Here is a 23,199-nt window from a genome sequence, read left to right as displayed (position 1 = left end):
TGTTCTTTTCGCGGGCAGAGCCCGCTCCCACAAAGGGTATGGGGTTTAGCCTTCGTCGTTCTCGTCCAGGCGCCAGTAGCCCGCCGCCTTGACCTGGGCGGTTTCACCCAGCTGGTGCTGTTCCAGCAATACCTTGCGCACCTGGCGCGACAGCGCCGCCTCGGTGGCTACCCAGGCGTACAGTTCGCCCTGGGGAATGGTCAGCTCGGCGACCGCCGCCAGCAGCGCGTTCTCGCGGCTGTGACGCTCCACCCAGATCACTTCCACTTGCGCGGCACTGTTGAGCACCTGCTGCTCGCGGGCGTCCTCGATCTCGATGACCACCAGTGCGGTGCGGTTGGCCGACAGTTCTTCCAGGCGGCGGGCGATGGCCGGGATGGCGGTTTCATCACCGATCAGCAGGTAGCTGTCGAAGATGTCCGGCACGATGGTGGAGCTGCGCGGGCCGCCGATGTACAGGTGCTGGCCGGGCGCGGCCTGTTCGGCCCAGGTGGAGGCAGGGCCGTCGCCGTGGATCACGAAGTCGATGTCCAGCTCGCCCGCCGCCAGGTCAATGCGGCGCGGGGTGTAGTCGCGCATGGCCGGCTTCGGGCCTTCGCTGGGGCCGCCCAGTTTCAGGGTTTGCAGGGCGGCCTGCTCTTCGGCATTGCGGGCGAACATCAGCTTGATGTGATCGTCGGCGCCCAGGCTCAAAAAGCCTTCCAGCTCCGGGCCGCCCACGGTGATGCGACGCATGCGCGGGGTCAGCTCGGTGACGCGCAGCACTTCCAGGCGGCGACGTTTGATCTCGTGCATCACGCGGTGTACGCCTTGGGTGTTCTCAGCCTTCATACGGACTTCTCCTGAGCGGGATAAGGGGTAACAGGGCCATCGACGATGGCCTTGGCGGTGCTGTTGAGCAGGTCACGGACCCGCACGATCTCATCAGAGCTCCAGCGTCCATGGTGCAATTGCAAAGCATGGCGCAGGTTATGGACGGCTTCGTGAATCTCGGCCGGGCGGTCATGGCCGCGCAGCGAGCGCTTGCTGACGTCGATGCGGGTGCGCACGCCGTCGAGGGCGATGGCCTGCTCGGCCAGCGAGGTGCGGCCGGCCTCGGTCACGGTGTAAAGCTTCTTGCCGCCCTGAGTGTCGCCCTGGACCAGTTCGCTTTCTTCCAGGAAGGTCAGGGTGGGGTAGATCACCCCGGGGCTTGGGCTGTAGGCGCCGTCGAACATGCCTTCGATCTGGCGGATCAGGTCGTAGCCGTGGCAGGGCTGCTCGGCCACCAGGGCCAGCAGCAACAATTTCAGGTCGCCGGGGGCGAATACACGGGGGCCGCGGCCGCCGCGTTCACGGCCGGGTCGGCGTTCCAGGCCGTCATGGCCGTCGCCGAGTTCACGGCGGGGGTGATGGTGGTCTCTCATCGTCATTTTCTCTTCGCTTGGTTACTTAAGATATACCTTAAGATATATCTTATTGCCGATGCAAGCGGAAAAGACGAATGGTTCTCATCTGGCTGTGGGGGCGGCGTCGTCCGCATCGCGGCCAAGGCCGGCTCCTACCACGAATGGCGTAGGAGCCGACCTTGGTCGCGATGCAGGCGACGCCATTTCAAGACGGTTACTGCTACAGGGCTGCGGTTTGGGTGGGGGGCTTGCATTGGGTGTCCGCCCCGGGCTGCACATACGGCGTCAGCATTGGCGCCATGCCCTTGAGCACCTGCACCGGCAAGGCCGAGGTAAAGCGGAAGCCCTCGGCAGCGCGGCCCGGCACAAACGCGGTCAACGTGCCGAAGTGGTGTTCGCCGATGTAGAACACAAAGGTCGCCGTCCGGTTGATGGCCTTGGAGCCCAGCACCCGCCCGCGCGCACCAAAGCTTTCGATGCGGTTGTCACCGGTACCGGTCTTGCCGCCCATCACCAGCACCGTGCCATCCGGGGTCTTGAAGCTGCCGGACACGCGCCGCGCGGTACCGGCATCCACCACTTGCGACAGCGCTTCGCGCATGGCCTGGGCGATTTCCGGCTTGAGTACCTGGCGGGCCTTGTCGGGCGCCGCCACCACTTCGGTTTCATACGGGGTGCCGGCGGCGAAGTGCAGGCTGTCGATGCGCAGCACCGGCAGGCGCACGCCGTCGTTCTGGATGATGCCGATCAACTCGGCCAGCGCGGCCGGGCGGTCGCCGGAGCTGCCGATGGCGGTGGCCAGCGACGGTACCAGGTGGTCGAAGGGGTAGCCCAGGCGCGCCCAGCGGCGATGGATGTCCAGGAAGGCTTCGATCTCCAGCATGGTGCGGATGCGGCTGTCGCGGGCGCTCTTGTGGCGGCTTTTGAACAGCCAGCCGTACACCTCCTGGCGTTCGAAGTGGCTGGCGGTCACCGCTTCGCTGAATTTGGCGTCGGGGTGCTGCATCAGGTAGCCCACCAGCCACAGGTCCAGCGGGTGCACGCGGGCGATGTAGCCCTGGTCGGGCAGGTCCCAGTGGCCGGGGCCGTAGCTGTCGTAATACTCGCCCAGGCGTTTCTCGGTGACAGTCTCGCCCTTGCCCAGGTGCGAACGCACGAAGGCGGTAAAGGTTGCCTGGCTGGCGGTGGGGTACAGGTAACGGTGCACGGCGGCCAAGTGCGAGGCGGTGGGGTGCAGGCCGTCGAGGAAGGTGTCCAGGCGCTCCTGGGCGGTCTTGTTCTGGTAGCGTTTGTAGAAGCGCAGCAGGAAGTCGCTGCCTTCCTTGTCGGCGAAACGGGCCAGGTATTCCTGGCGACGTGGGTCGCCGTCGTCTTTCAGCAGTTCGGCGCTGTTGTTGGGGGCGTTATAGGTGGTGTAGCGCACGATGTCGCGCATCACCCGGATGAACGGCAGGTTGATCGATTCGCGCAGGGCTTCCTTGAGGGTGGGGATGCGCCCGTTGTCCTCGTTGCGGAAGTTCTTGAAGGTGTGCATGCCGCCGCCGGTGAAAAAGCTTTCGCCGGGGCTGGCGGAGTATTTGCGCTCAAGGGCGGCGTCGAGCATGGGCTTGAGGCTGGGGTCCTTGGCCTGGATCAGGTAGTCGACGGCCCAGCGGCTCAGGCGGTCCTGTTCGTTGATCTCGACTTTCTTCAGGGCGACAGGGGACTGGCCGGCGAAGCGGTCGTGCAGTTCGCTGATGATTTCCAGGTAGCTGGTCAGCACGCGCATCTTGGCGGTGGAGCCCAGTTCCAGCTTGCTGCCCTCGTTGATGTCGAAGGGCTGGTCGGTGTTGTCGGTCTGCACCCGCACGCGCGAACCGTCGGCAGTGCGCTCCATCAGGGTGAAGCTGTATTTCACCTCGGGGGTGCTGGTGGGGGTCAGCAGGTGTTCGCCGATCAGCCCCAGCTGCTGGGCGAACGCCGGGTCGGCCAGGTGCTTGAGGTACTCGGTGACTTGCAGTTGCAGGTCGTTCTGCAAGGTGCTGGTGGCCGACAGGTCCAGGCGGTCAAGGTCGTACAGCGGGCGGTTGAGCAGGGTGGACAGGCGGGTGCGGGCCACGCTGATGCCCTTGTTGGTCTCGATGGCCTGCATCGTCGGTTCGCGCACCCAGTCGCGGTAGCTGACCTTGCTGGCCAGGGCGGCGTCGGCCAGCGGCCGGTCGATGACGTTGTTGGCGGCCAGCAGACGGATGTGGCTGTCGGTCAGTTGCGCCAGTTCGTCGTGGCCCTTGTTGAGGAAGTGCGAGGGGCGCCGCTGGGCGATCATCAGTGACAACACTTCACGCAGTGCCAGGCCGCGCTCGGCCATCACCTTGGGGCTGGTGTCGGTGGAGGCCAGCACCTGATTCACCCGCTGGAAGTCTGCGCCGTACCACACACGCAGGCCCTCGGCCATGCCGTGCACCTCGCCATGGCCGGGCACGGCGGACAGCGGCACGCTGTTGAGGTAGTCACGCACAATGCGCTGACGGGCCTCCAGGGTTTGCGGGCCTTCCTGGTAGGCGCGGACGCTGGCGGAGATCATCTGGCGAATCTTCTCGCCGCCCGACACCGTCAGGCCGTCAGGTGAATGCCGATATTTCTCCAATTGGGTGGCCAGGGTGCTGCCGCCCGCCGACTGGCCGGGCAGGGAGAATACCTTCGCCACTTGGGTATAGGCCGCCATGCCGAAACGCGGCCAGTCCACGGCCGGGTTGAGCAGCGGCTCGCGGCTATCCAGCAACGTGCGGTTTTCCACGAACAGCAAGCTGTTGACCATCACTGGCGGGATGTCGTCGAACTTTGCGTACAGCTGTTGCGGGTAGTTGAACTGGTAGAGCACGTCGGCCTTGCAGTCGGTGATCGACAAGCCCGCCTGGATCTTCTCGGAATAGGGGATGAACAGGCCGCGATCGTAGTAGGCCATCAATGAGGGCGAGAAACGCGTCTGTTCCTTGATGCTGTAGTCGCGCTTGATCAGGCGCGGCAGGAACTTGTCCAGGTCGCTGTAGCCCAGGCGCTTGTCGAAGGGGCCGTCGCCGGGGTAGGCGATGGAGTCGCTGGGGCCCGGTTCCAGGGTGTAGGTGAGGTCCTTGGCGTAGCGGCTGAACTCGCGCGATTGCAGCTTGGAGGTGCGCATTTCGGCGCGCATGGCAAAGGCCAGGGCCACCAGCGCGATCAGCACCAGCAGCCAGAACAGGCGCCGCCACAAACGGCGCTGGCGCGGGCTTTTCGGTGTTGGGGGCTCAGCCGGACTGTCGGTGGGTACCGCAGTCTTGGTGGGTTCGTTTTGCCACAAAGCGCCCATAGTCGTCAGCCCGATCAGGTAAATTCACCGTACCTGTCTGAAGCTTAGACGCTGGCCGTCGATGGTGAAAAATTTGTCGAACGTGCAACGAAAAAAACAGTTGGGGCGGCTAACTCCTTCCGTGGCGGGGAAAAAAGTATAGCTGATGGTTTCATGGCCCGTAGGAGCTGACCTCGGTCGCGATTCAGGCACCGCGGTGTATCAGGCAGGGCGTCATCGCGGGCAAGCCCGGCTCCTACGGGAGTGCGTAAATTCAGCCGCGCATCATTTCCTTGACCATACGCTCCTGCTCGGCCAGATCCTTCTGCCGCGCGTCAATGCGCGAGGCCAGCTGGAAGTTGTTGGCCGCCCGGCGTTTGGCGAAGTCCAACTGCTGCTGGGCCTGGCGGAAGTCGCCTTCCAGGGCGAAGTACTCGGCGCGGGCCTGGTGCAGGCCGATGATGTTGCCGTTGGCGCCGCGGGTGTCGGCCACCTGGTTCCACACGTCCGGGTCGTTGGGGCGCGAACGCAGCAGGTCTTCCAGCGCTTTCTCGGCGTCGGCCGTGCGGCTCTGCTTGATCAGCAGGTCGACCCGCACCTGGTTGAGCGGGAAGTTGTCGGGGTACAGGCCCAGCAGGCGGTCCACCCGCGATTGGGCGTCGGCCAGCTTGTTGCTGGCCACGTCCAGGTCCACCGCCGCCAGGTTGTAGACGATTTCATTGGGCGCCTTGGCCAGCAGCGGCTTGAGGTTTTCGCGCGCCTCGCTCAGCTGGCTGGCCTTGATCTGGGCGATGGCCAGGCCGTAGCGTGCCGGGTCCGACTTGGGGTTTTCGTCCAGCAGGGCACGGAAACGCTTGGCGGCCATGCCGGGGGTGTCTTCGTAGATCAGTTCCACGCGCTTCTTGATCAACTGGAAGCGCAGGCTGTCCTCGGTACCGCCCTTGGGGAACTGCTCGGCGCGGTTGCGGGTGTCGGCGATGCGCGCCTCGGTCACCGGGTGAGTCAGCAGGAACTCGGGGGGCTTGGCGTCAAAACGGTACTGGCGCGCCAGCTTCTCGAACATGTCGGGCATGTTGCGTGGGTCGTAGCCGGCCTTTTGCAGGGTGACCAGGCCGATGCGGTCGGCCTCGGCTTCGTTCTCGCGGGAAAACGCCCGCTGCGACTGGATGGCGGCGGCCTGGCTGCCCATGATGGTGGCAATGCCCGCTTCGCCACCGCCAGTGGCTGCCAGCACGATACCGGCCAGCAGCGCAGCCATCACCGGCATCTGCATGCGTTTCTGTTCTTCCACGCCACGGGCGAAGTGGCGTTGCGCCAAGTGGGACAGTTCGTGGGCCATGACGCCGGCGTACTGGCCTTCGGTGTCGGCATTCAGGAATAGCCCGCCATTGACCCCGACGATGCCGCCCGGGGCGGCAAAGGCGTTGAGCTCCTTGCTGTCGATCAGGATGAATTCCAGGCGGTGGTCCTGCAATTGGCTGCTTTCAGCCAGGCGGTAGACGGTGCTTTCGACGTAATCCTTGAGCTGCGGGTCGGACAGTTGGCCGACCTGGCTACGCAACATGCCCAGCCAGGCGCGGCCCAGGTCATGTTCCTGTTGGGGCGAGACAATGGCCGAACTGGCATCGCCGAGTGACGGCAGGTCGTCGGCGTGGCCCGGCAGGGCCAGCAGGCAGGCAAGCGTCAGCAGGGTGGGGCGCAATAAAGACATGCACTGGGCTCTGAGTCGATAAAGGCCTTACTGTAGCCGGGTGAATCGTCGGCGACCAGAGGCGCCTGCGCATGGGGTATTCTAGGCGGCTGACCCCAAGGCTTGCCCTGCGCTGGAGAAAAAAAGCCATGACTGACGCTGTACAGTGTGACGCGGAACTCGATGCCAGCGGTCTCAATTGCCCATTGCCGTTGCTCAAGGCCAAGATGGCCCTCAACGGATTGACCGCCGGGGCGGTGCTGAAAGTGATCGCCACCGATGCCGGTTCCCAGCGTGATTTTCATACCTTTGCCCGCTTGGCAGGTCATGCCCTGTTACATGAAACTGTTCGGGACGGGGTTTATACCTATTGGCTTAAGAAGGCCTGAGCGGCGTGCGTGCCCGCTTTCATAACAAGGAAAACTGATGTTCAAAGTGCTTCGCGACTGGATACAGCGTTACTTCTCGGACGAACAGGCGGTGGTGCTCACAGTATTGCTGGTGCTGGCGTTCACCGCCGTACTGACCCTGGGCGGCATGCTGGCCCCGGTATTGGCAGGCATGGTGCTGGCGTTCCTGATGCAGGGGCTGGTCAGTGGCCTGGAGCGCCTCAAGGTGCCGTCCGGGGTGGCCGTGGGGCTGGTGTTCGCGCTGTTCATGGGCGCCCTGGCGGTGTTCATGCTGGTGCTGGTGCCGCTGCTGTGGCATCAGTTGATCACCCTGTTCAACGAACTGCCGGGCATGCTGGGCAAGTGGCAGTCGCTGCTGTTGCTGTTGCCGGAGCGTTATCCGCATCTGGTCTCGGACGAGCAGGTGCTGCAGGCCATCGAGGCGGCGCGCGGCGAAATCGGCAAATTCGGGCAGTGGGCGCTGACGTTCTCGCTGTCGAGCCTGCCGCTGTTGGTCAACATCATGATCTATTTCGTGCTGGTGCCGATCCTGGTGTTCTTCTTCCTCAAGGACCGGGTCATGATCGCCAACTGGGTCAAGGGCTACCTGCCGCGCGAACGGGCGTTGATCACCCGCGTGGGCAAGGAAATGAACCGCCAGATCGCCAACTACATTCGCGGCAAGGTGATCGAGATCATCATCTGCGGGGTGGCCACGTATATAGCCTTCGTCGCCCTGGGGCTGAACTACGCCGCCTTGCTGGCGCTGCTGGTGGGGCTGTCGGTGGTGGTGCCCTATGTGGGCGCGGTGGTGGTGACCGTGCCGGTGACCCTGATCGCGCTGTTCCAGTGGGGCTGGGGTGACCAGTTCATCTACCTGATGGCGGTGTACGGGATTATCCAGACGCTGGATGGCAACGTGCTGGTGCCGTTGCTGTTTGCTGGTGCGGTCAATCTGCACCCGGTGGCGATCATCTGCGCGGTGTTGTTGTTTGGCGGGTTGTGGGGGTTCTGGGGGATTTTCTTTGCGATTCCGCTCGCTACCTTGTTCAAGGCGGTGCTGGATGCATGGCCGAGGAATGAGCCGCAGGTGGCGCCGATCCTGTAGCCACTGCCGCCAGGCTGCGCCGGCCCTGTGCCTCGCTGGAAATCTCCAGTGAATGATGGGGCCAGCGCAGCCTGGCGGCAGCGGCTATGGATTATGCGCTGTGCAGGGCTTGGGCGGCAGCCAACACCGCATCCACATGCCCCGGCACCTTCACGCCACGCCATTCCTGGCGCAGCACACCATCCTTGTCGATCAGGAACGTGCTGCGGTCCACACCCATGTACTCCTTGCCATACAGCTTCTTCAGCTTGATCACATCGAACAGCTGGCACAGCGCCTCGTCCTTGTCGCTGATCAGCTCGAAGGTGAAGCCCTGCTTGCCTTTGAAGTTCTCGTGGCTCTTGAGGCCATCGCGCGACACGCCGAACACTTCGGTGTTGGCTGCCTTGAAGGCTTCGTGCTGGTCACGGAAGCCCTGGCCCTGGGTGGTGCAGCCCGGGGTGCTGTCCTTGGGGTAGAAGTAGATCACCACCTGGCGGCCCTTCAGGGCGCTGAGGCTGACCGACTGCTCGCCAGTGGCCGGGGCTTCGAAGTCCGCGACTGCCTTGCCGATTTCAACTGCCATGTCGCAGGTCCTTCTTACATAGGGTTAGTTGGGCGCCACGGTTCGATCAGCGCGTCCAGGTTCAGGGCGTCGGCGAAGTCCAGGAACTGGTCGCGCAGCCAGCTGATCTGCACGCCAGGCGGCAGGGTCACGGTGAAGGTGGCGTTGAGCATGGTGCCGCCGGTCTGTGGCGCCTGGTAGGTGTCGCAGGTCAGGTTCTCAAGTTCCACATGGTGGTCGATGAAGAACTGGCACAGTTCGTTGATGATGTCCGAACGGTACACGGAGCTGACGTAGGCCACATAAGGCAGCGACAGCGGGCGGGTTTCCAGGGTGGCACTGCGCACCAGGTTGACGGTGAAACCGTGCTTCTTGGCCAGCGAGCCGAGGCTGGTTTCCAGGCGCGCCAGGGCGTCCCAGTTGCCCGATACCTGCAGCACCAGGGCGCTGCACTCGCCGTGGCGGGTGAGGCGCGAGGTCACGACCGAGCAACGGCTGTCGTGGCTGGCACGGCACAGCACGTTGGTCAGCTCCATGGGGTTAGGGCCAAGGGCACTGATGACAAGGAATTGTTCGCGAACTGTGGGGGTGGACATGCAGCATTCCTAAAGCGATGAGCGGTCGGTACCGAAAATGGACATGGCGGCTGCGCCGTGTGCACGCGACATGCACGGGCACTGTACCGGCAACGGCGTCAAAACGCCCGTTGGCAGGGCATAGGCGGCTCAGGAACAGGGGTTTGCACTGCTTATCGCACGTAGCAAACCGGACAAACACACCCATGGGTACCGATCAAAGTCTGAAGGGTAGCGAAAAGCAGCGCCAAGGGGAATGCTCGCAACGTGGTACTTCGCTTGTGCAAGGCACATGGCCCCAGTACCATTACCGCTCTCTTTTTCCGGCAGGAGCGGTTGCATGATTGCGGGCAGTATGGTGGCACTGGTCACACCCATGGACGCAGAAGGTCGTCTCGACTGGGACAGCCTCAGCAAACTCGTGGACTTCCACCTCAAGGAAGGCACTGATGCCATCGTCGCCGTGGGCACTACCGGCGAGTCCGCGACCCTGGACTACAAGGAACACATCGAGGTGATCCGCCACGTGGTCAAGCAGGTGGCCGGGCGTATCCCGGTCATCGCCGGCACCGGCGCCAACTCCACCCGCGAGGCGGTCGAACTGACCCGCAACGCCAAGGAAGCCGGCGCCGACGCCTGCCTGCTGGTAACCCCGTACTACAACAAGCCGACCCAGGAAGGCCTGTACCAGCACTTCAAGCACGTCGCCGAGGCCGTGGACATCCCGCAGGTCCTCTACAACGTGCCAGGCCGTACCGCCTGCGACATGAAGGCCGAGACCGTCATCCGCCTGTCCACCGTGAAGAACATCATCGGTATCAAGGAAGCCACGGGCGACCTGCAGCGCGCCAAGGACATCCTGGCCGGCGTTGCCAGCGACTTCCTGCTGCTGTCCGGTGATGATCCGACCGCCGTCGAGCTGATCCTGCTGGGCGGCAAGGGCAACATCTCGGTGACCGCCAACGTCGCGCCGCGCGCCATGCACGAAATGTGCGCCGCTGCCCTGCGTGGCGAAGCCGCCGAAGCCCGCGCCATCAACGAACAACTCATGCCGCTGCACAAGAACCTGTTCCTGGAAGCCAATCCGATTCCCGTGAAATGGGCACTGCACGAAATGGGCCTGATGCCTGAAGGCATTCGCCTGCCGCTCACCTGGTTGAGCGCCCCTTATCACGAAACGCTGCGTCAGGCCCTGCGCCAGACCGGCGTCCTGGTCTAATTGAGGAAGTACAACGCATGAAGCGATTGGCCGGTCTTTCCGCCCTTGCCCTGGTGATTTCGAGCACCAGCGGCTGCAGTTGGCTGTGGGGCGAGAATGGTTACTTCCGTGACCGTGGCAGCGATTACCTGGAGGCCCGTCAGACGGCCCCGATGCAAACCCCCGAAGGTGTGAGCCTGGACAAGCGTCTGGACCCGTTGCTGCCTATCCCGCGCAACGTGGCCGACCAGGCCCAGACCACCGGCGAATATGAAGTGCCGCGTCCGCTGCCGCTGCAGGTTTCCCAGGAATCCACCGACTACACCCTGCAGAAGAGCGGCGACGCCCGCTGGATTCTGTCCGAGCACCCGCCTGCCGAAACCTGGCCGGTGGCGCACCAGTTCTTTGAAGACAACGGCTTCCGCATTGCCGACGAACGCCCGCAGACTGGTGAATTCACCACCGCCTGGCAGCGTTACGACGACCTGTCCGCCTCCATGGCCAAGCGCCTGCAGGGCGCCGCTGCCAGCGGCGACGCCGAAACGCGCGTGCGCGTGCGCATCGAGCCGGGCGTGCAGCGCAACACCAGCGAAGTCTACCTGACCACCGTCAGCCGCCCTGCGGGCAGCAGCGACAACGTCGACTTCCCGAAAGCGCCGAGCAACTCCGGCACCGACCTGGCCCTGGTCGACGAAATGCTCGCCAGCATGACCCGCAGCGCCCAGAAGGGTGGTTCGGTGTCCCTGTTGGCCGCGCGCGACTTCGACGCCCCGAGCCGCGTGGCCCTTAGCGAAGACGGCAGCGGCAACCCGGTGCTCAACGTCGGCAGCGACCTGGACCGTGCCTGGTCCAGCGTGGGTCGCGCCCTGGACCATGGCCAGTGGAAGGTGGAAGACATCAACCGCAGCCTGGGCCTGTACTACATCAACCTGGCGGAGAAACCCGTCAAGAAGGATGAGAAGCCTGGCTTCTTCAGCAGCCTGTTCGGCAGCGAGCCGTCCAAGGAAGAGATCGAAGCCCGCGCCGAGCGCTATCAGGTTCGCCTGAGCAAGGTTGGCGAGAACGTGCAGGTCACCGTCGAGAAGAACATCAATACCGTGGCACCGGCCGATGTGGCCCGTCGCGTGTTGAGCGTGATCCAGGACAACCTGGGTTAAGTGCGCTTCGCCATTCTCGGTAGCGGGAGCCAAGGGAATGGCACGCTGGTGGTTCACCAGGACACGTATGTCCTGGTCGACTGCGGGTTCTCCCTGCGCGAAACCGAACGTCGGCTTGCCCGCCTGGGTGTAACCCCGGAACAATTGAGCGCCATCCTGGTAACCCACGAACATGCCGACCACGTGCATGGCGTGGGTTTGCTGTCTCGGCGCTACAATATCCCGGTGTACCTGAGCCGCGGCACCCTGCGCGCGCTGCGCAAGCCACTGGAACCCACGGGTTTCGTGGCCTGCGGCGACGTGCTGGAAGTCGGCGCACTGAAAATCAACGTGGTGGGCGTGGCGCACGATGCGCTGGAGCCTACCCAGTACGTGTTCAGCGATGGTCAGCGGCGCCTGGGCGTGCTGACCGACCTGGGCTCGTACTGCGGGCGCGTCATGGACAGTTACCAGGACCTCGATGCCCTGGTGATCGAGTCCAACCACTGCCGCGACCTGCTTGCCCGGGGCCACTACCCGATGTTTCTGAAACAGCGGGTGGGCGGCTCCCTGGGACATTTGAACAACCATCAGGCCGCAAACCTGGTGTCCGAGCTGGGCTGGCAAAACCTGCAACACCTGGTGCTGGCCCACCTGAGCAGCAAGAACAACCTGCCGCAGCTGGCCCGGCAATGTTTCGTCGACACCCTGGGGTGCGACCCGGACTGGCTGCAACTGGCCGATCAAGATGCAGGGCTCGACTGGCGACTTATCGCCTAGCCCATCTACTTAGCAAGCGGAGCCCATCATGGAAAAACGTGAAGAACTCTACCGTGGCAAAGCCAAATCGGTGTACAAGACCGACGACGCCGATCGCCTGATCCTGCTGTTTCGCAACGACACCTCGGCGTTCGACGGCAAGCGCATCGAACAGCTGGACCGCAAGGGCATGGTGAACAACAAGTTCAACGCCTTCATCATGCAGAAGCTGGAAGAAGCGGGCATCCCTACCCAATTCGACAAGCTGCTGGGCGACAACGAGTGCCTGGTGAAGAAGCTGGACATGATCCCGGTCGAGTGCGTCGTGCGTAACTATGCTGCGGGCAGCCTGGTCAAGCGTCTGGGCGTGGAAGAAGGCCTGAAGCTGAACCCGTACACCTTCGAGCTGTTCCTGAAGGACGACGCCAAGGGCGACCCGTTCATCAACGAATCCCACGTAGTGGCCTTCGGCTGGGGCACCGCCGAGCAACTGGCGAAGATGAAAGAGCTGTCGCTGAAGGTCAACGACGTGCTGAACAAGCTGTTCGACGACGCCGGCCTGCTGCTGGTGGACTTCAAGCTGGAATTCGGCCTGTTCCACGGCCAGATCGTGCTGGGCGACGAATTCAGCCCGGACGGCTGCCGCCTGTGGGACAAGGACACCAAGAAAAAAATGGACAAGGACCGCTTCCGCCAGGGTCTGGGCGACGTGATCGAAGCCTACGAAGAAGTTGCAAAACGTCTGGGCGTGCCGCTGTAATCGGGCAAGCTCACGCAAGCGTTTGATACCACGCAAATTTTTTTCAAAAAAGGTTTCGACTTTTCAGAAAACGCTGGTATGATGCGCGCCATTGGAGAGATGCCGGAGTGGCCGAACGGGACGGATTCGAAATCCGTTGTACTGGCGACAGTACCTAGGGTTCAAATCCCTATCTCTCCGCCATATATCGAAAAGCCCCGCAGCTGAGAAGCTGCGGGGTTTTTTGTTTGTGCGTCGCTTTCAATCGGCGGCTTCGCTGGAGCTTACAATCAGGAACAATCGATTGATTGACCCAGTGGGAGGGCGTCTCTATCCTGCTCGCATCCCGCCCATGGCTGTAAGCGGTCCTACCTATCCCGGACTGGCTGACCCCATGGGCGTTTTGCTATCTGGAGGAAATGGATGCCTACCGCAGTTTTGGTTGATGGCGCATATTTCATAAAGCGATTTCGGCGTATCGAGCCGCAAAATGCTTACAACGCCGAGCGTGCTGCTGATTTGGTACATCGGTGGGCGATTTCTCACTTGAGCAGGGTGCAGTCCAGGTGGATGTAAGCTCCATCGACCGCAAGCCCAGCCTCAGCAGCGATTTGTACAGAGTCTTCTTTGTACGGCAGATTAATAAGTGTTGCGGATGGGGGGCGCGATAGCTCGGGGGCTACAAGGGCAAGTGCTTAGCCCCCCAAAAAAACTGTGAATGGCTGCAGGCCCAGCGGGAGTATGTAATGGTCAACCCTGCTGGCCATAGTATGCGCTGTAGAGCTCTAGCGTACTCGCGGCCCACTGCAGCCTATCGGCTACGGTCGATCAGGAAATCTGCGTGATGATAAGCTCCGGCGATTGCCCCAGCGCCTTGCACAGCACCATGAACTCAATCACATCCAGACGCCTGTCGCCGTTCTCCACCTTGGCGATGAAAGATTGTGGCCTGTCGAGTAGTGCTGAAACCTGCGCCTGTGTCAGTCCGGCCGTTTTCCTGGCCTCGACCAGCAGCATTAGCAGCTGCTGGTACCGTTCCTTGTAGATGGTTTTCATGAGATTGCCGATTAGAGAAGTCGACACCTTCAATAAACCTATTTTAGGATTATCCCAAAATGGGATATTTGGTTTAGGATAGACCCTCAATGTGTCTCAGGCAGAGAGGATCAGGTTATGGAGCACCACCCACCGCGTTTCACCCGCAGCAAAGGGCATTTCAAACGCCCAGCCGGCGCCCGCTCAATCAGGCGCAAACCCGGCACCCGAATGTCCCCCCGTTGCTTCAATTCCCGCCAACGCATCGTTGATGCGCTGCACAGCTACCTGCTGGATGGCTGGAAGCAGCTGCCCGAACGAAATCGTCGACTGTTGGGGCTCGACCCACAGACGAGTGATATTCACGATGAACAGGCCCTGACCTACCTGGCGTATATTTTCATCGATTGCGCCAACCTGACATTGGACAGAGCCGTGGCCGCGAAGCGATCGCGGATGATGAATGGATAACGGCCTGTAGCCGCTGCCGTTAGGCTGCGCTGGCCCCTGAGTGCACTGGGGATTTACAGTGAGACATGGGGCCAGCGCAGCCTGGCGGCAGCGGCTACAGAAAGCCTGTGTAGCGACTATCGTGCGGGTGCCAAGGCCCCTGGCTGAGCCGTCAGATGCAGGCCTAATGCGCCTATTACCTTCAATACAGTGTCGTACCGAGGTTTTGCGCCCTCCTGCAAAGCTTTGTACAAGCTCTCGCGACTTAATCCGGTGTCTTTGGCCAGCTGCGTCATACCCCGGGCCTTGGCCACTTGTGCCAGCGCTTTCAGGAAGGCATTTGGATCTGCTTCCTGCAGGCTGGCGGAGAGGTAGGCGCTGATGGTTTCGTCGTTATCCAGGTAGCGGGATGCTTCGAAGGGAATCGTTTTGGATTCATCGAGCGCAATAATTGGCATGTCTTCGGGATCGAATGGCTTGGATTTAGCCATGTGCCTGCTCCTCAAGGTCCGCCAAGACACGCTTGGCTTCTCTAATCGCTCTCTGCTGATCGGTCTTGTTGCTGCCATGCAACAGCATGTAAACAATTTGGCCGAAACGGGTGAAATAAATCCTGTACCCAGGCCCGATGAAAACCCGCATTTCACTTATCCCTGCGCCGACAGAAGCGCAGTCTCCCCAATTGCCATTTTCTGCCTGCTCGATTCGTCTAATGATGACGCCTCGGGCTCGGTGGTCCTTCAGGTGGGTGAGCCAGGCATCAAACTGCCGGGTACTTCTTATTGTGTACTGGGTCATCTGATTTTACTGTATCCGAACGGCTACACCCTTGTCGACTGTCGTTGCTGCCTGACGATTTGGGTGTGTGTGGCTGGACCGGAGACTTTATGAATCGACGACAGTGGTGTCGTTAGGAGAAGAGTGATTTGTTAGTAGGATCATTCTGATTGGTGGGCGAGGGCTAAGCCGGGGCTACGCATCGCCCGACTTTTACAGCGCCAATAGGACCAGCGCAGCCTTGCGGCAGCGGCTACACCTTCCGCGAGATTTCGCCTACCCTTGCCAAACCCTCACGATAATCGAACACAATCCACGCATTAGTGGCTAAATAATGGCAACTAAGGTGTGACCCGCCCCCGCTTCCCACGGTCCCACACCATGGCGCAAAGGCACGTTTTTCATGGGGTGGGCACCTCTAGAAATTCCAGGCCATGCCGATAGCCCACGTATTGGAAAGCCCCACCGGGCTCATATTCATTCCCCTGACGGGATCGCGCATGCTGGCGTACAACCAAAAATCGTTTCTTATCGTCGATGACTTCTCCGACTTCCGCAGCTCGGTACGCTCCATGCTGCGCGAGTTGGGCGTGAAGGAAGTGGACACGGCGGACACCGGCGAGCAGGCGCTGAAGGCGTGTGCGCAGAAGCGCTACGATTTCGTGCTGCACGACTTCAACCTGGGCGACGGCAAGAAGAACGGCCAGCAGGTGCTCGAAGACCTGATGCTGGACAAGCTGCTCAGCCACGAAAGCGTGTTCATCATGGTCACGGCCGAAAACAGCCAGGCCATGGTGATGAGCGCGCTGGAATGGGAGCCCGACGCTTACCTGACCAAGCCTTTCAACCGTGCAGGCCTGGCCCAGCGCCTGGAGAAGCTGGTGCAGCGCAAGACGCTGCTCAAGCCCATCCTGCAAGCCCTGGACAAGGGCTTGCCGATGGAGGTGCTGGCGGCTTGCACGCGCCTGACCCAGGAGGACGCCCGCTACGCGCCGCTGTGCCATCGCTACAAGGCCGAGGCGCTGCGCGATCTGAATCAGCACGAGCCGCTGGAAGCCTTCCTCAAGACCATCCTGGCTGACCGCCCCACGCCGTGGGCGTTTGGGTTGCTGGGCAGCCAGCTGTTCAAGCGCAAGAAGCTGGCCGAGGCGCAGGACGTGTATGAGCGTGCGCTGAAAACCTTCCCCATGCTGCCCGCCCTGTACGACGGCCTGGCCGAAGTGCTGGTGGCGCGCAACGACGGCAAGCGTGCCCAGCAAGTGCTGGAAGACGCGGTCAAGTTGTCGCCGTTGGCGGTTCGCCGGCAGAGTCTGCTGGGCAAGCTGGCCATGGAGAACGAGGATTTCGATACCTCGTCCCGTGCCTATCGCCAGGCGGTCAACCAAGGCCAGTACTCGCGGTTCAAGAACCCGGAAACCAACCTGGGTTTTGCCCAGGCGCTGATCAACAAGGGCGGCGACGCCGGTCTGGATGCACGCAGCCGCGTGGAACTGAACCAGACCCTGGTGGACGTGGCCAAGGACAACAATGACGACCAGGGCATCCAGGTGCGCTCGCGCCTGATCAAGGCCACCAGCCTGCAGCGCTCGGACCCGGAAGCCGCCGCCAAGCTGACCGAAGAGGCCATGGGGCGACTGCAGGAGATGGACCAGTTCCTCAGCCCCGACGCCGCGTTGGCGGTTGCCGCGCAGCTCAAGAACCTCGGCCAGGCCGAGGCGGGTGTCGGCGTGCTGAAAAGCTGCGCCGAGATCTACGGTGACGACCCGGCGGTGATGCAGAACATCGCCAAGCACACCGACGACCCGGCCATCCTGGGTGCCAACACCGTGGCCGTGGACATCAACCAGCAGGGCGTGCGCGCCTACCGCGAAGGGCGCTTTGCCGAGGCGCAGGACCTGTTCCGCAAGGCCATGGCCCTGCAGCCGAAGAACATCAGTATTGCCTTGAACCTGGCCCAGGGCCTGCTCCACGCCAAAGGCGTGCCGATCACCGCCGCAGGGCTGGCCGAGTGCCGCGAGGCCTTGCGCATGGTCGGCCACATGCCGGAGAGCGATGCGCGCTTCGAGCGTTATCAGAAACTGCGAAACAGGGCGTTTGGCGCATGAGTGACGAAAAAGCGGGTCTGGATTTCTCCATGGTCATCGCCTCCATCGTGCATGACATGAAGAACTCCCTGGCGTCGGTGATGACCGCCCATGGCAAATGGGCGCAGAGCCTGCCCGAAGCTGCGCGCGAGAACGCCGAGCGCGGCGTGATCGACTACGAGTTCGCCAACCTCAACGGCATGATGGTGCAGCTGCTGGGCCTGTATAAGCTGGGCGTCAACCAGTTGCCGCTGCGTCCCGAATACCACGAGATGGACGACTTCATCGAGTCGCAAGTGGCGTGGCACCAGGAAGTGCTGGCCAGTCGCGGCATCACTGCCACCTATGACGTGGACGTGCTGTGCCCGCTGGGCTTCTTTGATCGCGAACTGGTGGGTTCGGTGGTGGCCAACGTCATCATCAACGGCATCCGCTTTGCCCGTGAAGCCATCCATATCACGGCGGGCGAGGAAGACGGTCAGCTGGTCATCAGCGTCAACGATGACGGCCCCGGCTACCCGCCGGCCCTGATCGAGTCGCAGTCGGACTACGTGCAGGGCATCAACCCGGTCAGCGGCAGCACCGGCCTGGGGCTGTACTTCGCCGCACGCATTGCCGAGCGCCATGAGCGCAACGGCGTGCTGGGCCATGTGCAGTTGGCCAACGGCGGCAGCCTGGGCGGCGGCAACTTCAAGTTTTACCTGCCCTGATCAGGGCGTGACGTAGAGCCGTGCCTGGGTGTCGCCCACTACCTTCTGATCCACTTTGTGCCACTGGCCGGGTATCGACGCGAAATCGTCGATATCCTCGGTGCCGCTGACCAGCCACACCCGCTGGTGGTTGGCGGGCAGCGCGGCCAGGGTGTCGACGTAAATCTGATCGCCGTGCTCATCCACCAGGTTGCCGAAGCCGTAGTCGGTAGGGCGGCCCGAGCTGCCGTCCGGTTTGGCCGGGGTGTACAGCAGCGGCTCGGCGCCGGTGGTGTTGTAGTACAGGTAGCCGAAATACCAGAACAGGTCGCTGACCACGATGCGGTCGCCCGGCTGATAGCGCTGGTTGACGAAGTCGACCATCTTGTCGAACTGATCATCGTCCACGTTGTAATTGCGTTGCAGCCCCACGCCCTGGATGGACACGTAAACCAGCACAGCGATCACCGCCAGCGGCCGCGAATAACGCGCCAGTCGGTCAGCTGCCACGCCCAGCACCAGCGGCAGGGCCATGGCGGAAAACATCATGTAGCGGTCCACCAGCAGCGGTGTCCTGAATGAAATCAGGAAGATCACCAGTAGCGGCAGCACGCAGTAAATCACCAGCATCGACGGCAACCGCAGGGCATGGCGGTCGCTATACAGCACCCACGCCAGAATCGCCGCCAGGATCACCGGCACGCTGACGAACAGCGCCACGGGCAGGTCGAAGCCGTCGCTGAGGATCAGATACTGCCACACCATCGAGGGCAGCGAGCCCAACGTCACCGCGCCGATCCAACCCACATCGTTGCCGGCTGCCAGTTCAGGCAAATGCTTCACCAGGCCGATCAGGCTGGGAATCCATGGCAGGTACATGGCGACGATGGCGACGTTGGCCAGCCACCAGCCCGGGCGTTGTACAAGACGGTTGCCACGGGTGCGCAACAAGGCCAGCCAGGCCCAGTGGGCCAGCACGCACAGGCTGGTGAAATAGTGCGTGTAGAAACTGGCCGCCATCAGCAGCGCGTAGATCACCAGGTAGCGACGCCGGTGCGGCTGCCGGGCCCAGTGCACCAGGACCACGGTAGCGCCCATCAGCCACATGCCCATCAGCGGGTACATGCGGATTTCCTGGCTGTAATGCACGGCAATCGGCAGCAGCGCCAGCATGATCCCGCCCAGCAGCGCCGCCCGCCGCCCAGCCGTCAATTGCAGCAGCCACACGCCCAGGCCCACGCTGACAATGCCGGGCAGGGCGCTGATCACCCGGATCGAGAACAGGCCATTGCCGAACAGCGCCATCCAGCCGTGCAGAATCAGGTAATACAGGGGCGGGTGCACGTCGTGGCCGGCGTGCAGCCAGATCTGCGCGGGGGCGTACTGGCTGATCACCAGGCTGGAGCCTTCGTCGCACCAGATGGCCGAGGCGGTCAGTTGATACAGACGGGCCACGGTGGCCAGCAGCATGATCGGCCAGAACCACAGGCCGGCGGGGGCGTTGCTCAGCCTCTGCAGCCAGGTGTGCCGGGGGGCGCGGTGCAGGTGGTCGTTCTGGGCGTTCAAAGTGCCTCCATCCGGGGGACTACAAGGATCGCGCCGGGGTAGATCGTTTGGTGGGGAGTATCCTAACAGTCGGCAGGGTGTGTGAGTAACTGGACCGCCTGGAACAAACTGTCTTTTCGGTTGGGTATGTCGAATCGGGGAAAGTGTGATTTTTTAAAAGCGGGGCAGACTAATGGCCGATGATGTCGTGTTGAACAAGGTTGCGATTATTCGACGCTGTGTTGGACGTGTGCGGGAAGAGTACGGCAAAGGGGCTGGTACATTTGCGTTCGATCATACTCGTCAAGATGCTGCGATCATGAATATCCAGCGTGCGTGCGCCGCATCGCTCGCTGTCGCCCAGCACATCGTCCGTCGTGAAAAGCTAGGCGTTCCACAAAGTGCGCGCAGTGCGCTGGAGCTTCTGGCCAAGGCCGGTTGGCTGGATGAGGCGCTACTGATCAGCCTCAAGAACATGGTCGGCTTCCGCAATATCGCAGTGCATGAGTACCAGACTCTGCAGCTTCCAATTCTCGTGTCTATCATCACCAAGCATATGGATGACTTCCTGAGCTTCAGCACTGCCGTGCTGCAAAAGGATGCCTCGCTCAGCTTATAGCCGCTGCCGCCGGCGCCAATGGAACGCGTTCCCCTGTGGGATGTGGGACCGGGCGTAGCTCGGGAAGGGGCTAACAGGAATCTTGAGTCGTTCCCTTCCCGAGCTTCGCCCGGTCCCACAAGGAGGAGCGCGTTAAGGTGATGGCGCATGCCTCGGGCATTTATGGCGCTCTGCAGATCGAGCGCCGCCCGCGCGGCGCATCGCGGGTAAACCCGGCTCCTACATTTTGTTGCAACGTGCCCCGGCCTGATGGATAGGTGTCGCCGCCCGGCCTACTACCAAAGACCCCCCTCGCGCCCCCCCAAAGCACCATTCTGCCCCCGCCGCCCCGCGCCTAGCATGGACCGGGCAACAAGCTCGCCTGATGAACCGCAACCTCGGTCCGCCCTTGGGCCAACCACAATAAAAGAGGATCAATCATGAGCAGCACTTTCTTTATTCCCTCCGTGAACATGATGGGTATCGGCAGCCTCGACGAAGCCGTGGTCGCCATTCGCAAGTACGGTTTTCGCAATGCCCTGATCGTCACCGACGCAGGCCTGGCCAAGGCCGGGGTGGCGGACAAGGTCGCCAAGTTGCTGGCCGAGCAGGACATCAATGCCACGATTTTCGACGGTGCCAAGCCCAACCCCACTGTCAGCAACGTCGAAAACGGCCTGGCCGCGCTGAAGCAGTCGCGCAGTGACTTCATTATTTCCCTGGGCGGCGGTTCGCCCCACGACTGCGCCAAGGGCATTGCCCTGTGTGCCACCAACGGCGGCCACATCAGCGAATACGAAGGCGTGGACCAGTCGGCCAAGCCGCAACTGCCGCTGATCGCCATCAACACCACGGCCGGCACGGCCAGTGAAATGACCCGGTTCTGCATCATCACCGACGAAGAGCGCCACGTGAAAATGGCCATCGTCGACCGCAACGTCACGCCGCTGCTGTCGGTCAACGACCCGGCGCTGATGGCCAAGATGCCCAAGGGCCTGACCGCCGCCACCGGGATGGACGCGCTGACCCATGCGGTAGAGGCTTACGTGTCCACTGCCGCCACGCCGATTACCGATGCCTGCGCGCTGAAAGCCGTGGAATTGATCTCCGCCAACCTGCGCACGGCCGTGGCCCAGGGCGACGACATGACCGCGCGGGAGAACATGGCCTACGCCCAGTTCCTGGCCGGCATGGCCTTCAACAACGCCTCCCTGGGCTACGTGCACGCCATGGCCCACCAGCTGGGCGGCTTCTACGACCTGCCACACGGCGTCTGTAACGCCGTGCTGCTGCCCCACGTGGAAAGTTTCAACGCCAGCGTCTGCCCGGCGCGCCTCAAGGACGTGGCCACCGCCATGGGCGTCGACACCCAGCGCCTGGACAACGAAAAGGGTGCCGCCGCGGCCATCGCCGCCATTCGCCAACTGTCATCCGACATCGGCATCCCCGGCGGCCTGGCCGAGCTTGGCGCCAAGGCTGATGACATCCCGACACTGGCGGCCAACGCGATGAAAGATGCGTGTGGGTTCACCAACCCGCGGGTGGCGACGCAAGAAGAGATTGAGGCGATTTTCCACACGGCGATGTGAAGATTCGAATTTCAGTCGCAACTTTCGTCTGTGGGACCGGGCGAAGCTCGGGAAGCGAACGACTCGATAGCCGTGTTGCCTGCTTCCCGAGCTTCGCCCGGTCCCACAAGGGCAGCCGCTGTTGCAAGTGATTCTGAGAAGGTTCGCATGGTTTGTTGCACGGCTATCTGCCCCAGACGGTGGGCAGTCATGTCCGCTATTCCTTGCAGGCAAATCCCCTGCAACCTGAACGAAAAAGCCCACAGTGTCTCCACCATGGGCCCGCGTTCTACACTCTCTGTAGCCGCTGCCGCCAGGCTGCGCTGGCCTTTACTACCACCAGCAACCTCCAGTGAAGCACAGGGCCAGCGCAGCCTTTCGGCAGCGGCTACGCCTTACTGGGCATCAAACCCATTCCCCGCCCCCCGCGTGCCCGGGTACTCCAACTGCTGCACAATCCGATCCTTGGCCAGCAAGCGTTTCTCCTTGAGTTTCTTCACCTCGTCATCCGCTGCGGCAGCGGATTCGGCCTTGAGCACGTCTGCATCGATGGCGTCGTAGTCGTCCAGCAGCTTGCTGAGCCTGTCATCGCTTTTCCTGCGGGTGTCGACCTCTTCGCGCGTGAGTTTCAAGTCCTCGAACAGATTGTGTTTGACCGGCATCTCGTCACCTCTGCTGGGTTAGTGGGCCTAGGTTGAGACTATTGAGGATAGCCCCGATTAGCGTTTTGGACCCGCGTGGACCGAGGGTGTTTCACCGGACTTACAAAGGCGCGCTTTTCACAAAATATTGATGTGGTTCTGCTTACAGTGCCGTGCAGGATATCTAACATTTTTTTCACAATGGGTTGACCGGTCTTTAACCCGGACGGCGTTAACGTCAATACCTACCTTATCCCTCGGGAAGTTGCGCTTCATGCCTTTGCCACCCTCGACACCTGCTGAGCGTGACGTGCCCGTAGCCCAGGCCACCCCCGTGCCGTGCGGCTTCGGCGCGCGGCTGGCCTATTGGCGCGAGGCGCAACTGGTGCGGCATTCCCTGCACTCGGCCGGGGAGCCGGGGCTGATCCTGGACCTACCTTGTGGCAACGGGCATTTCTGGCCGGTGCTGACTGAACACGCCAACCGCGTGATCCTGGCCGGCGGCCACAACGCCGACACCCTGGGCCGTGCCATGCGTGGCTTCAGTCCGGCACTGGCGGCGCGTATCACCCCGCTGCACGCCTCGGTAGAAGCCATCACCCTGGGTAATAATGCGGTGGACTGCATCTTCTGCATGGAGGTGTTTCATCGCGTGGCTGACGGCGAGCAGCGGCTGGCCATCCTGCGCGAATTCCACCGGGTCAGCCGCGATACGGTGATCATCTCGCTCTGGGTGGACGGCAACTACCGCGCCTGGCGCCGGCGTCGCCTGGAACAGCGACGTGCCAACGCCGAGCGCAACAACCGCTTCGTGGTGGCCCGCAGCCAGATCGAAAGCGAGTTTGTGCAGGCAGGTTTCGAAATCGTCGACCATCATGATCTGGTCCCCGGTTACGCGATGTGGCGTACCTACGTGCTGCGCAAGGTCTGATCCGCGGCGCCTTTGTCGATGGAATGCCCAGTAAATGTCGGGGTCGATATA

23 protein-coding genes and 1 tRNA gene are annotated in these 23,199 nt (G+C 62.3%); 13 read left to right on the top strand and 11 right to left on the bottom strand.

The annotated features are described in order from the left end of the window. Positions 1-45: 45 nt before the first annotated feature. The 4 genes from ACZ9GA_RS22700 to ACZ9GA_RS22685 all read right to left on the bottom strand — a co-directional run bounded on the left by ACZ9GA_RS22700 (position 46) and on the right by ACZ9GA_RS22685 (position 6,403). A complete protein-coding gene (locus tag ACZ9GA_RS22700) occupies positions 46-831 on the bottom strand; it encodes a siderophore-interacting protein (RefSeq protein WP_457360658.1) in 786 nt (261 codons plus the stop codon). Then, entirely contained in the window at positions 828-1,406 is a 579-nt protein-coding gene (locus ACZ9GA_RS22695; protein ID WP_457360659.1) for a PadR family transcriptional regulator, read from the bottom strand. Before ACZ9GA_RS22695 ends, ACZ9GA_RS22700 begins: the two co-directional genes overlap by 4 nt. A gap of 202 nt (positions 1,407-1,608) precedes the next feature. Continuing rightward, on the bottom strand, positions 1,609-4,713 hold the full coding sequence (locus tag ACZ9GA_RS22690; RefSeq protein WP_457360660.1) for a transglycosylase domain-containing protein: 3,105 nt from the start codon (positions 4,711-4,713) through the stop codon (positions 1,609-1,611). A 253-nt stretch (positions 4,714-4,966) separates the two neighbouring features. Further along, the gene (locus tag ACZ9GA_RS22685; protein WP_457360661.1) at positions 4,967-6,403 is read right to left on the bottom strand and encodes a M48 family metalloprotease; all 1,437 of its coding nucleotides are present in this window, start codon (positions 6,401-6,403) and stop codon (positions 4,967-4,969) included. 128 nt (positions 6,404-6,531) lie between these two features. Here ACZ9GA_RS22685 and ACZ9GA_RS22680 point away from each other — a divergent pair, with 128 nt between their 5' ends. Next, positions 6,532-6,771, top strand: a complete 240-nt coding sequence (locus tag ACZ9GA_RS22680) for a sulfurtransferase TusA family protein (RefSeq protein ID WP_027977057.1) — start codon at positions 6,532-6,534, stop codon at positions 6,769-6,771. 37 nt (positions 6,772-6,808) lie between these two features. Continuing rightward, positions 6,809-7,879 (top strand): AI-2E family transporter, encoded by a 1,071-nt coding sequence (locus tag ACZ9GA_RS22675; protein ID WP_457360662.1) that lies wholly within the window; start codon positions 6,809-6,811, stop codon positions 7,877-7,879. Between the two features lie 91 nt (positions 7,880-7,970). Here the strand turns inward: ACZ9GA_RS22675 and ACZ9GA_RS22670 are convergent, their stop codons facing one another. Then, on the bottom strand, positions 7,971-8,444 hold the full coding sequence (locus ACZ9GA_RS22670; protein WP_457360663.1) for a peroxiredoxin: 474 nt from the start codon (positions 8,442-8,444) through the stop codon (positions 7,971-7,973). A 14-nt stretch (positions 8,445-8,458) separates the two neighbouring features. Further along, positions 8,459-9,019, bottom strand: coding sequence for a glycine cleavage system transcriptional repressor (locus tag ACZ9GA_RS22665; protein ID WP_027977060.1), 561 nt, complete (start codon positions 9,017-9,019; stop codon positions 8,459-8,461). 319 nt (positions 9,020-9,338) lie between these two features. On the opposite strand from ACZ9GA_RS22665, the gene dapA reads away from it, so the two are divergent. The 5 genes from dapA (at position 9,339) to ACZ9GA_RS22640 (ending at position 13,034) form a co-directional block, all read left to right on the top strand. After that, the gene (gene dapA / locus ACZ9GA_RS22660) at positions 9,339-10,217 is read left to right on the top strand and encodes a 4-hydroxy-tetrahydrodipicolinate synthase (RefSeq protein WP_457360664.1); all 879 of its coding nucleotides are present in this window, start codon (positions 9,339-9,341) and stop codon (positions 10,215-10,217) included. 17 nt (positions 10,218-10,234) lie between these two features. Next, a complete protein-coding gene (gene bamC / locus ACZ9GA_RS22655; RefSeq protein WP_457360665.1) occupies positions 10,235-11,353 on the top strand; it encodes an outer membrane protein assembly factor BamC in 1,119 nt (372 codons plus the stop codon). After that, on the top strand, positions 11,354-12,112 hold the full coding sequence (locus ACZ9GA_RS22650; RefSeq protein ID WP_457360666.1) for an MBL fold metallo-hydrolase: 759 nt from the start codon (positions 11,354-11,356) through the stop codon (positions 12,110-12,112). A 28-nt stretch (positions 12,113-12,140) separates the two neighbouring features. Next, positions 12,141-12,851 (top strand): phosphoribosylaminoimidazolesuccinocarboxamide synthase, encoded by a 711-nt coding sequence (gene purC / locus ACZ9GA_RS22645; protein ID WP_027977064.1) that lies wholly within the window; start codon positions 12,141-12,143, stop codon positions 12,849-12,851. A gap of 93 nt (positions 12,852-12,944) precedes the next feature. Next, positions 12,945-13,034, top strand: a tRNA-Ser gene (locus ACZ9GA_RS22640). Positions 13,035-13,658: 624 nt separating this feature from the next. Here ACZ9GA_RS22640 and ACZ9GA_RS22635 read toward each other — a convergent pair. Continuing rightward, entirely contained in the window at positions 13,659-13,886 is a 228-nt protein-coding gene (locus ACZ9GA_RS22635) for a helix-turn-helix domain-containing protein (protein ID WP_457360667.1), read from the bottom strand. Positions 13,887-14,003: 117 nt separating this feature from the next. Between ACZ9GA_RS22635 and ACZ9GA_RS22630 the strand changes: the two genes are divergently transcribed. Continuing rightward, the gene (locus tag ACZ9GA_RS22630; protein WP_457360668.1) at positions 14,004-14,336 is read left to right on the top strand and encodes a hypothetical protein; all 333 of its coding nucleotides are present in this window, start codon (positions 14,004-14,006) and stop codon (positions 14,334-14,336) included. Positions 14,337-14,452: 116 nt separating this feature from the next. Here the strand turns inward: ACZ9GA_RS22630 and ACZ9GA_RS22625 are convergent, their stop codons facing one another. Both ACZ9GA_RS22625 and ACZ9GA_RS22620 read right to left on the bottom strand, forming a co-directional pair. Further along, positions 14,453-14,806 carry an addiction module antidote protein gene (locus ACZ9GA_RS22625; RefSeq protein WP_457360669.1) on the bottom strand — a complete coding sequence of 118 codons (354 nt, stop codon included), beginning with the start codon at positions 14,804-14,806 and terminating at the stop codon, positions 14,453-14,455. Next, entirely contained in the window at positions 14,799-15,113 is a 315-nt protein-coding gene (locus ACZ9GA_RS22620) for a type II toxin-antitoxin system RelE/ParE family toxin (RefSeq protein ID WP_457360670.1), read from the bottom strand. Before ACZ9GA_RS22620 ends, ACZ9GA_RS22625 begins: the two co-directional genes overlap by 8 nt. A gap of 479 nt (positions 15,114-15,592) precedes the next feature. Here ACZ9GA_RS22620 and ACZ9GA_RS22615 point away from each other — a divergent pair, with 479 nt between their 5' ends. Continuing rightward, positions 15,593-17,197, top strand: a complete 1,605-nt coding sequence (locus ACZ9GA_RS22615; protein ID WP_457360671.1) for a response regulator — start codon at positions 15,593-15,595, stop codon at positions 17,195-17,197. Continuing rightward, complete coding sequence (locus ACZ9GA_RS22610; protein ID WP_457360672.1) at positions 17,194-17,886, top strand: sensor histidine kinase; 693 nt, start codon at positions 17,194-17,196, stop codon at positions 17,884-17,886. The genes ACZ9GA_RS22615 and ACZ9GA_RS22610 overlap by 4 nt, the downstream gene beginning before the upstream one ends. Here ACZ9GA_RS22610 and ACZ9GA_RS22605 read toward each other — a convergent pair whose 3' ends face one another. Next, positions 17,887-19,431, bottom strand: a complete 1,545-nt coding sequence (locus ACZ9GA_RS22605) for a glycosyltransferase family 39 protein (protein WP_457360673.1) — start codon at positions 19,429-19,431, stop codon at positions 17,887-17,889. A 172-nt stretch (positions 19,432-19,603) separates the two neighbouring features. Between ACZ9GA_RS22605 and hepT the strand changes: the two genes are divergently transcribed. Then, the gene (gene hepT / locus ACZ9GA_RS22600; protein ID WP_457360674.1) at positions 19,604-20,029 is read left to right on the top strand and encodes a type VII toxin-antitoxin system HepT family RNase toxin; all 426 of its coding nucleotides are present in this window, start codon (positions 19,604-19,606) and stop codon (positions 20,027-20,029) included. A 419-nt stretch (positions 20,030-20,448) separates the two neighbouring features. After that, positions 20,449-21,597 (top strand): L-threonine dehydrogenase, encoded by a 1,149-nt coding sequence (gene yiaY, locus ACZ9GA_RS22595; RefSeq protein WP_455924277.1) that lies wholly within the window; start codon positions 20,449-20,451, stop codon positions 21,595-21,597. Between the two features lie 374 nt (positions 21,598-21,971). On the opposite strand, the gene ACZ9GA_RS22590 is transcribed toward yiaY, so the two are convergent. Next, positions 21,972-22,238, bottom strand: a complete 267-nt coding sequence (locus tag ACZ9GA_RS22590) for a hypothetical protein (RefSeq protein WP_455924278.1) — start codon at positions 22,236-22,238, stop codon at positions 21,972-21,974. Between the two features lie 253 nt (positions 22,239-22,491). On the opposite strand from ACZ9GA_RS22590, the gene ACZ9GA_RS22585 reads away from it, so the two are divergent. After that, positions 22,492-23,148 carry a class I SAM-dependent methyltransferase gene (locus tag ACZ9GA_RS22585; RefSeq protein ID WP_476226848.1) on the top strand — a complete coding sequence of 219 codons (657 nt, stop codon included), beginning with the start codon at positions 22,492-22,494 and terminating at the stop codon, positions 23,146-23,148. Positions 23,149-23,199: the final 51 nt, after the last annotated feature.

Source organism: Pseudomonas sp. TE3644 (assembly GCF_056278815.1).
The sequence above is the reverse complement of the archived record's forward strand: the minus strand, read 5'-3'. Positions and strand labels throughout refer to the sequence as shown.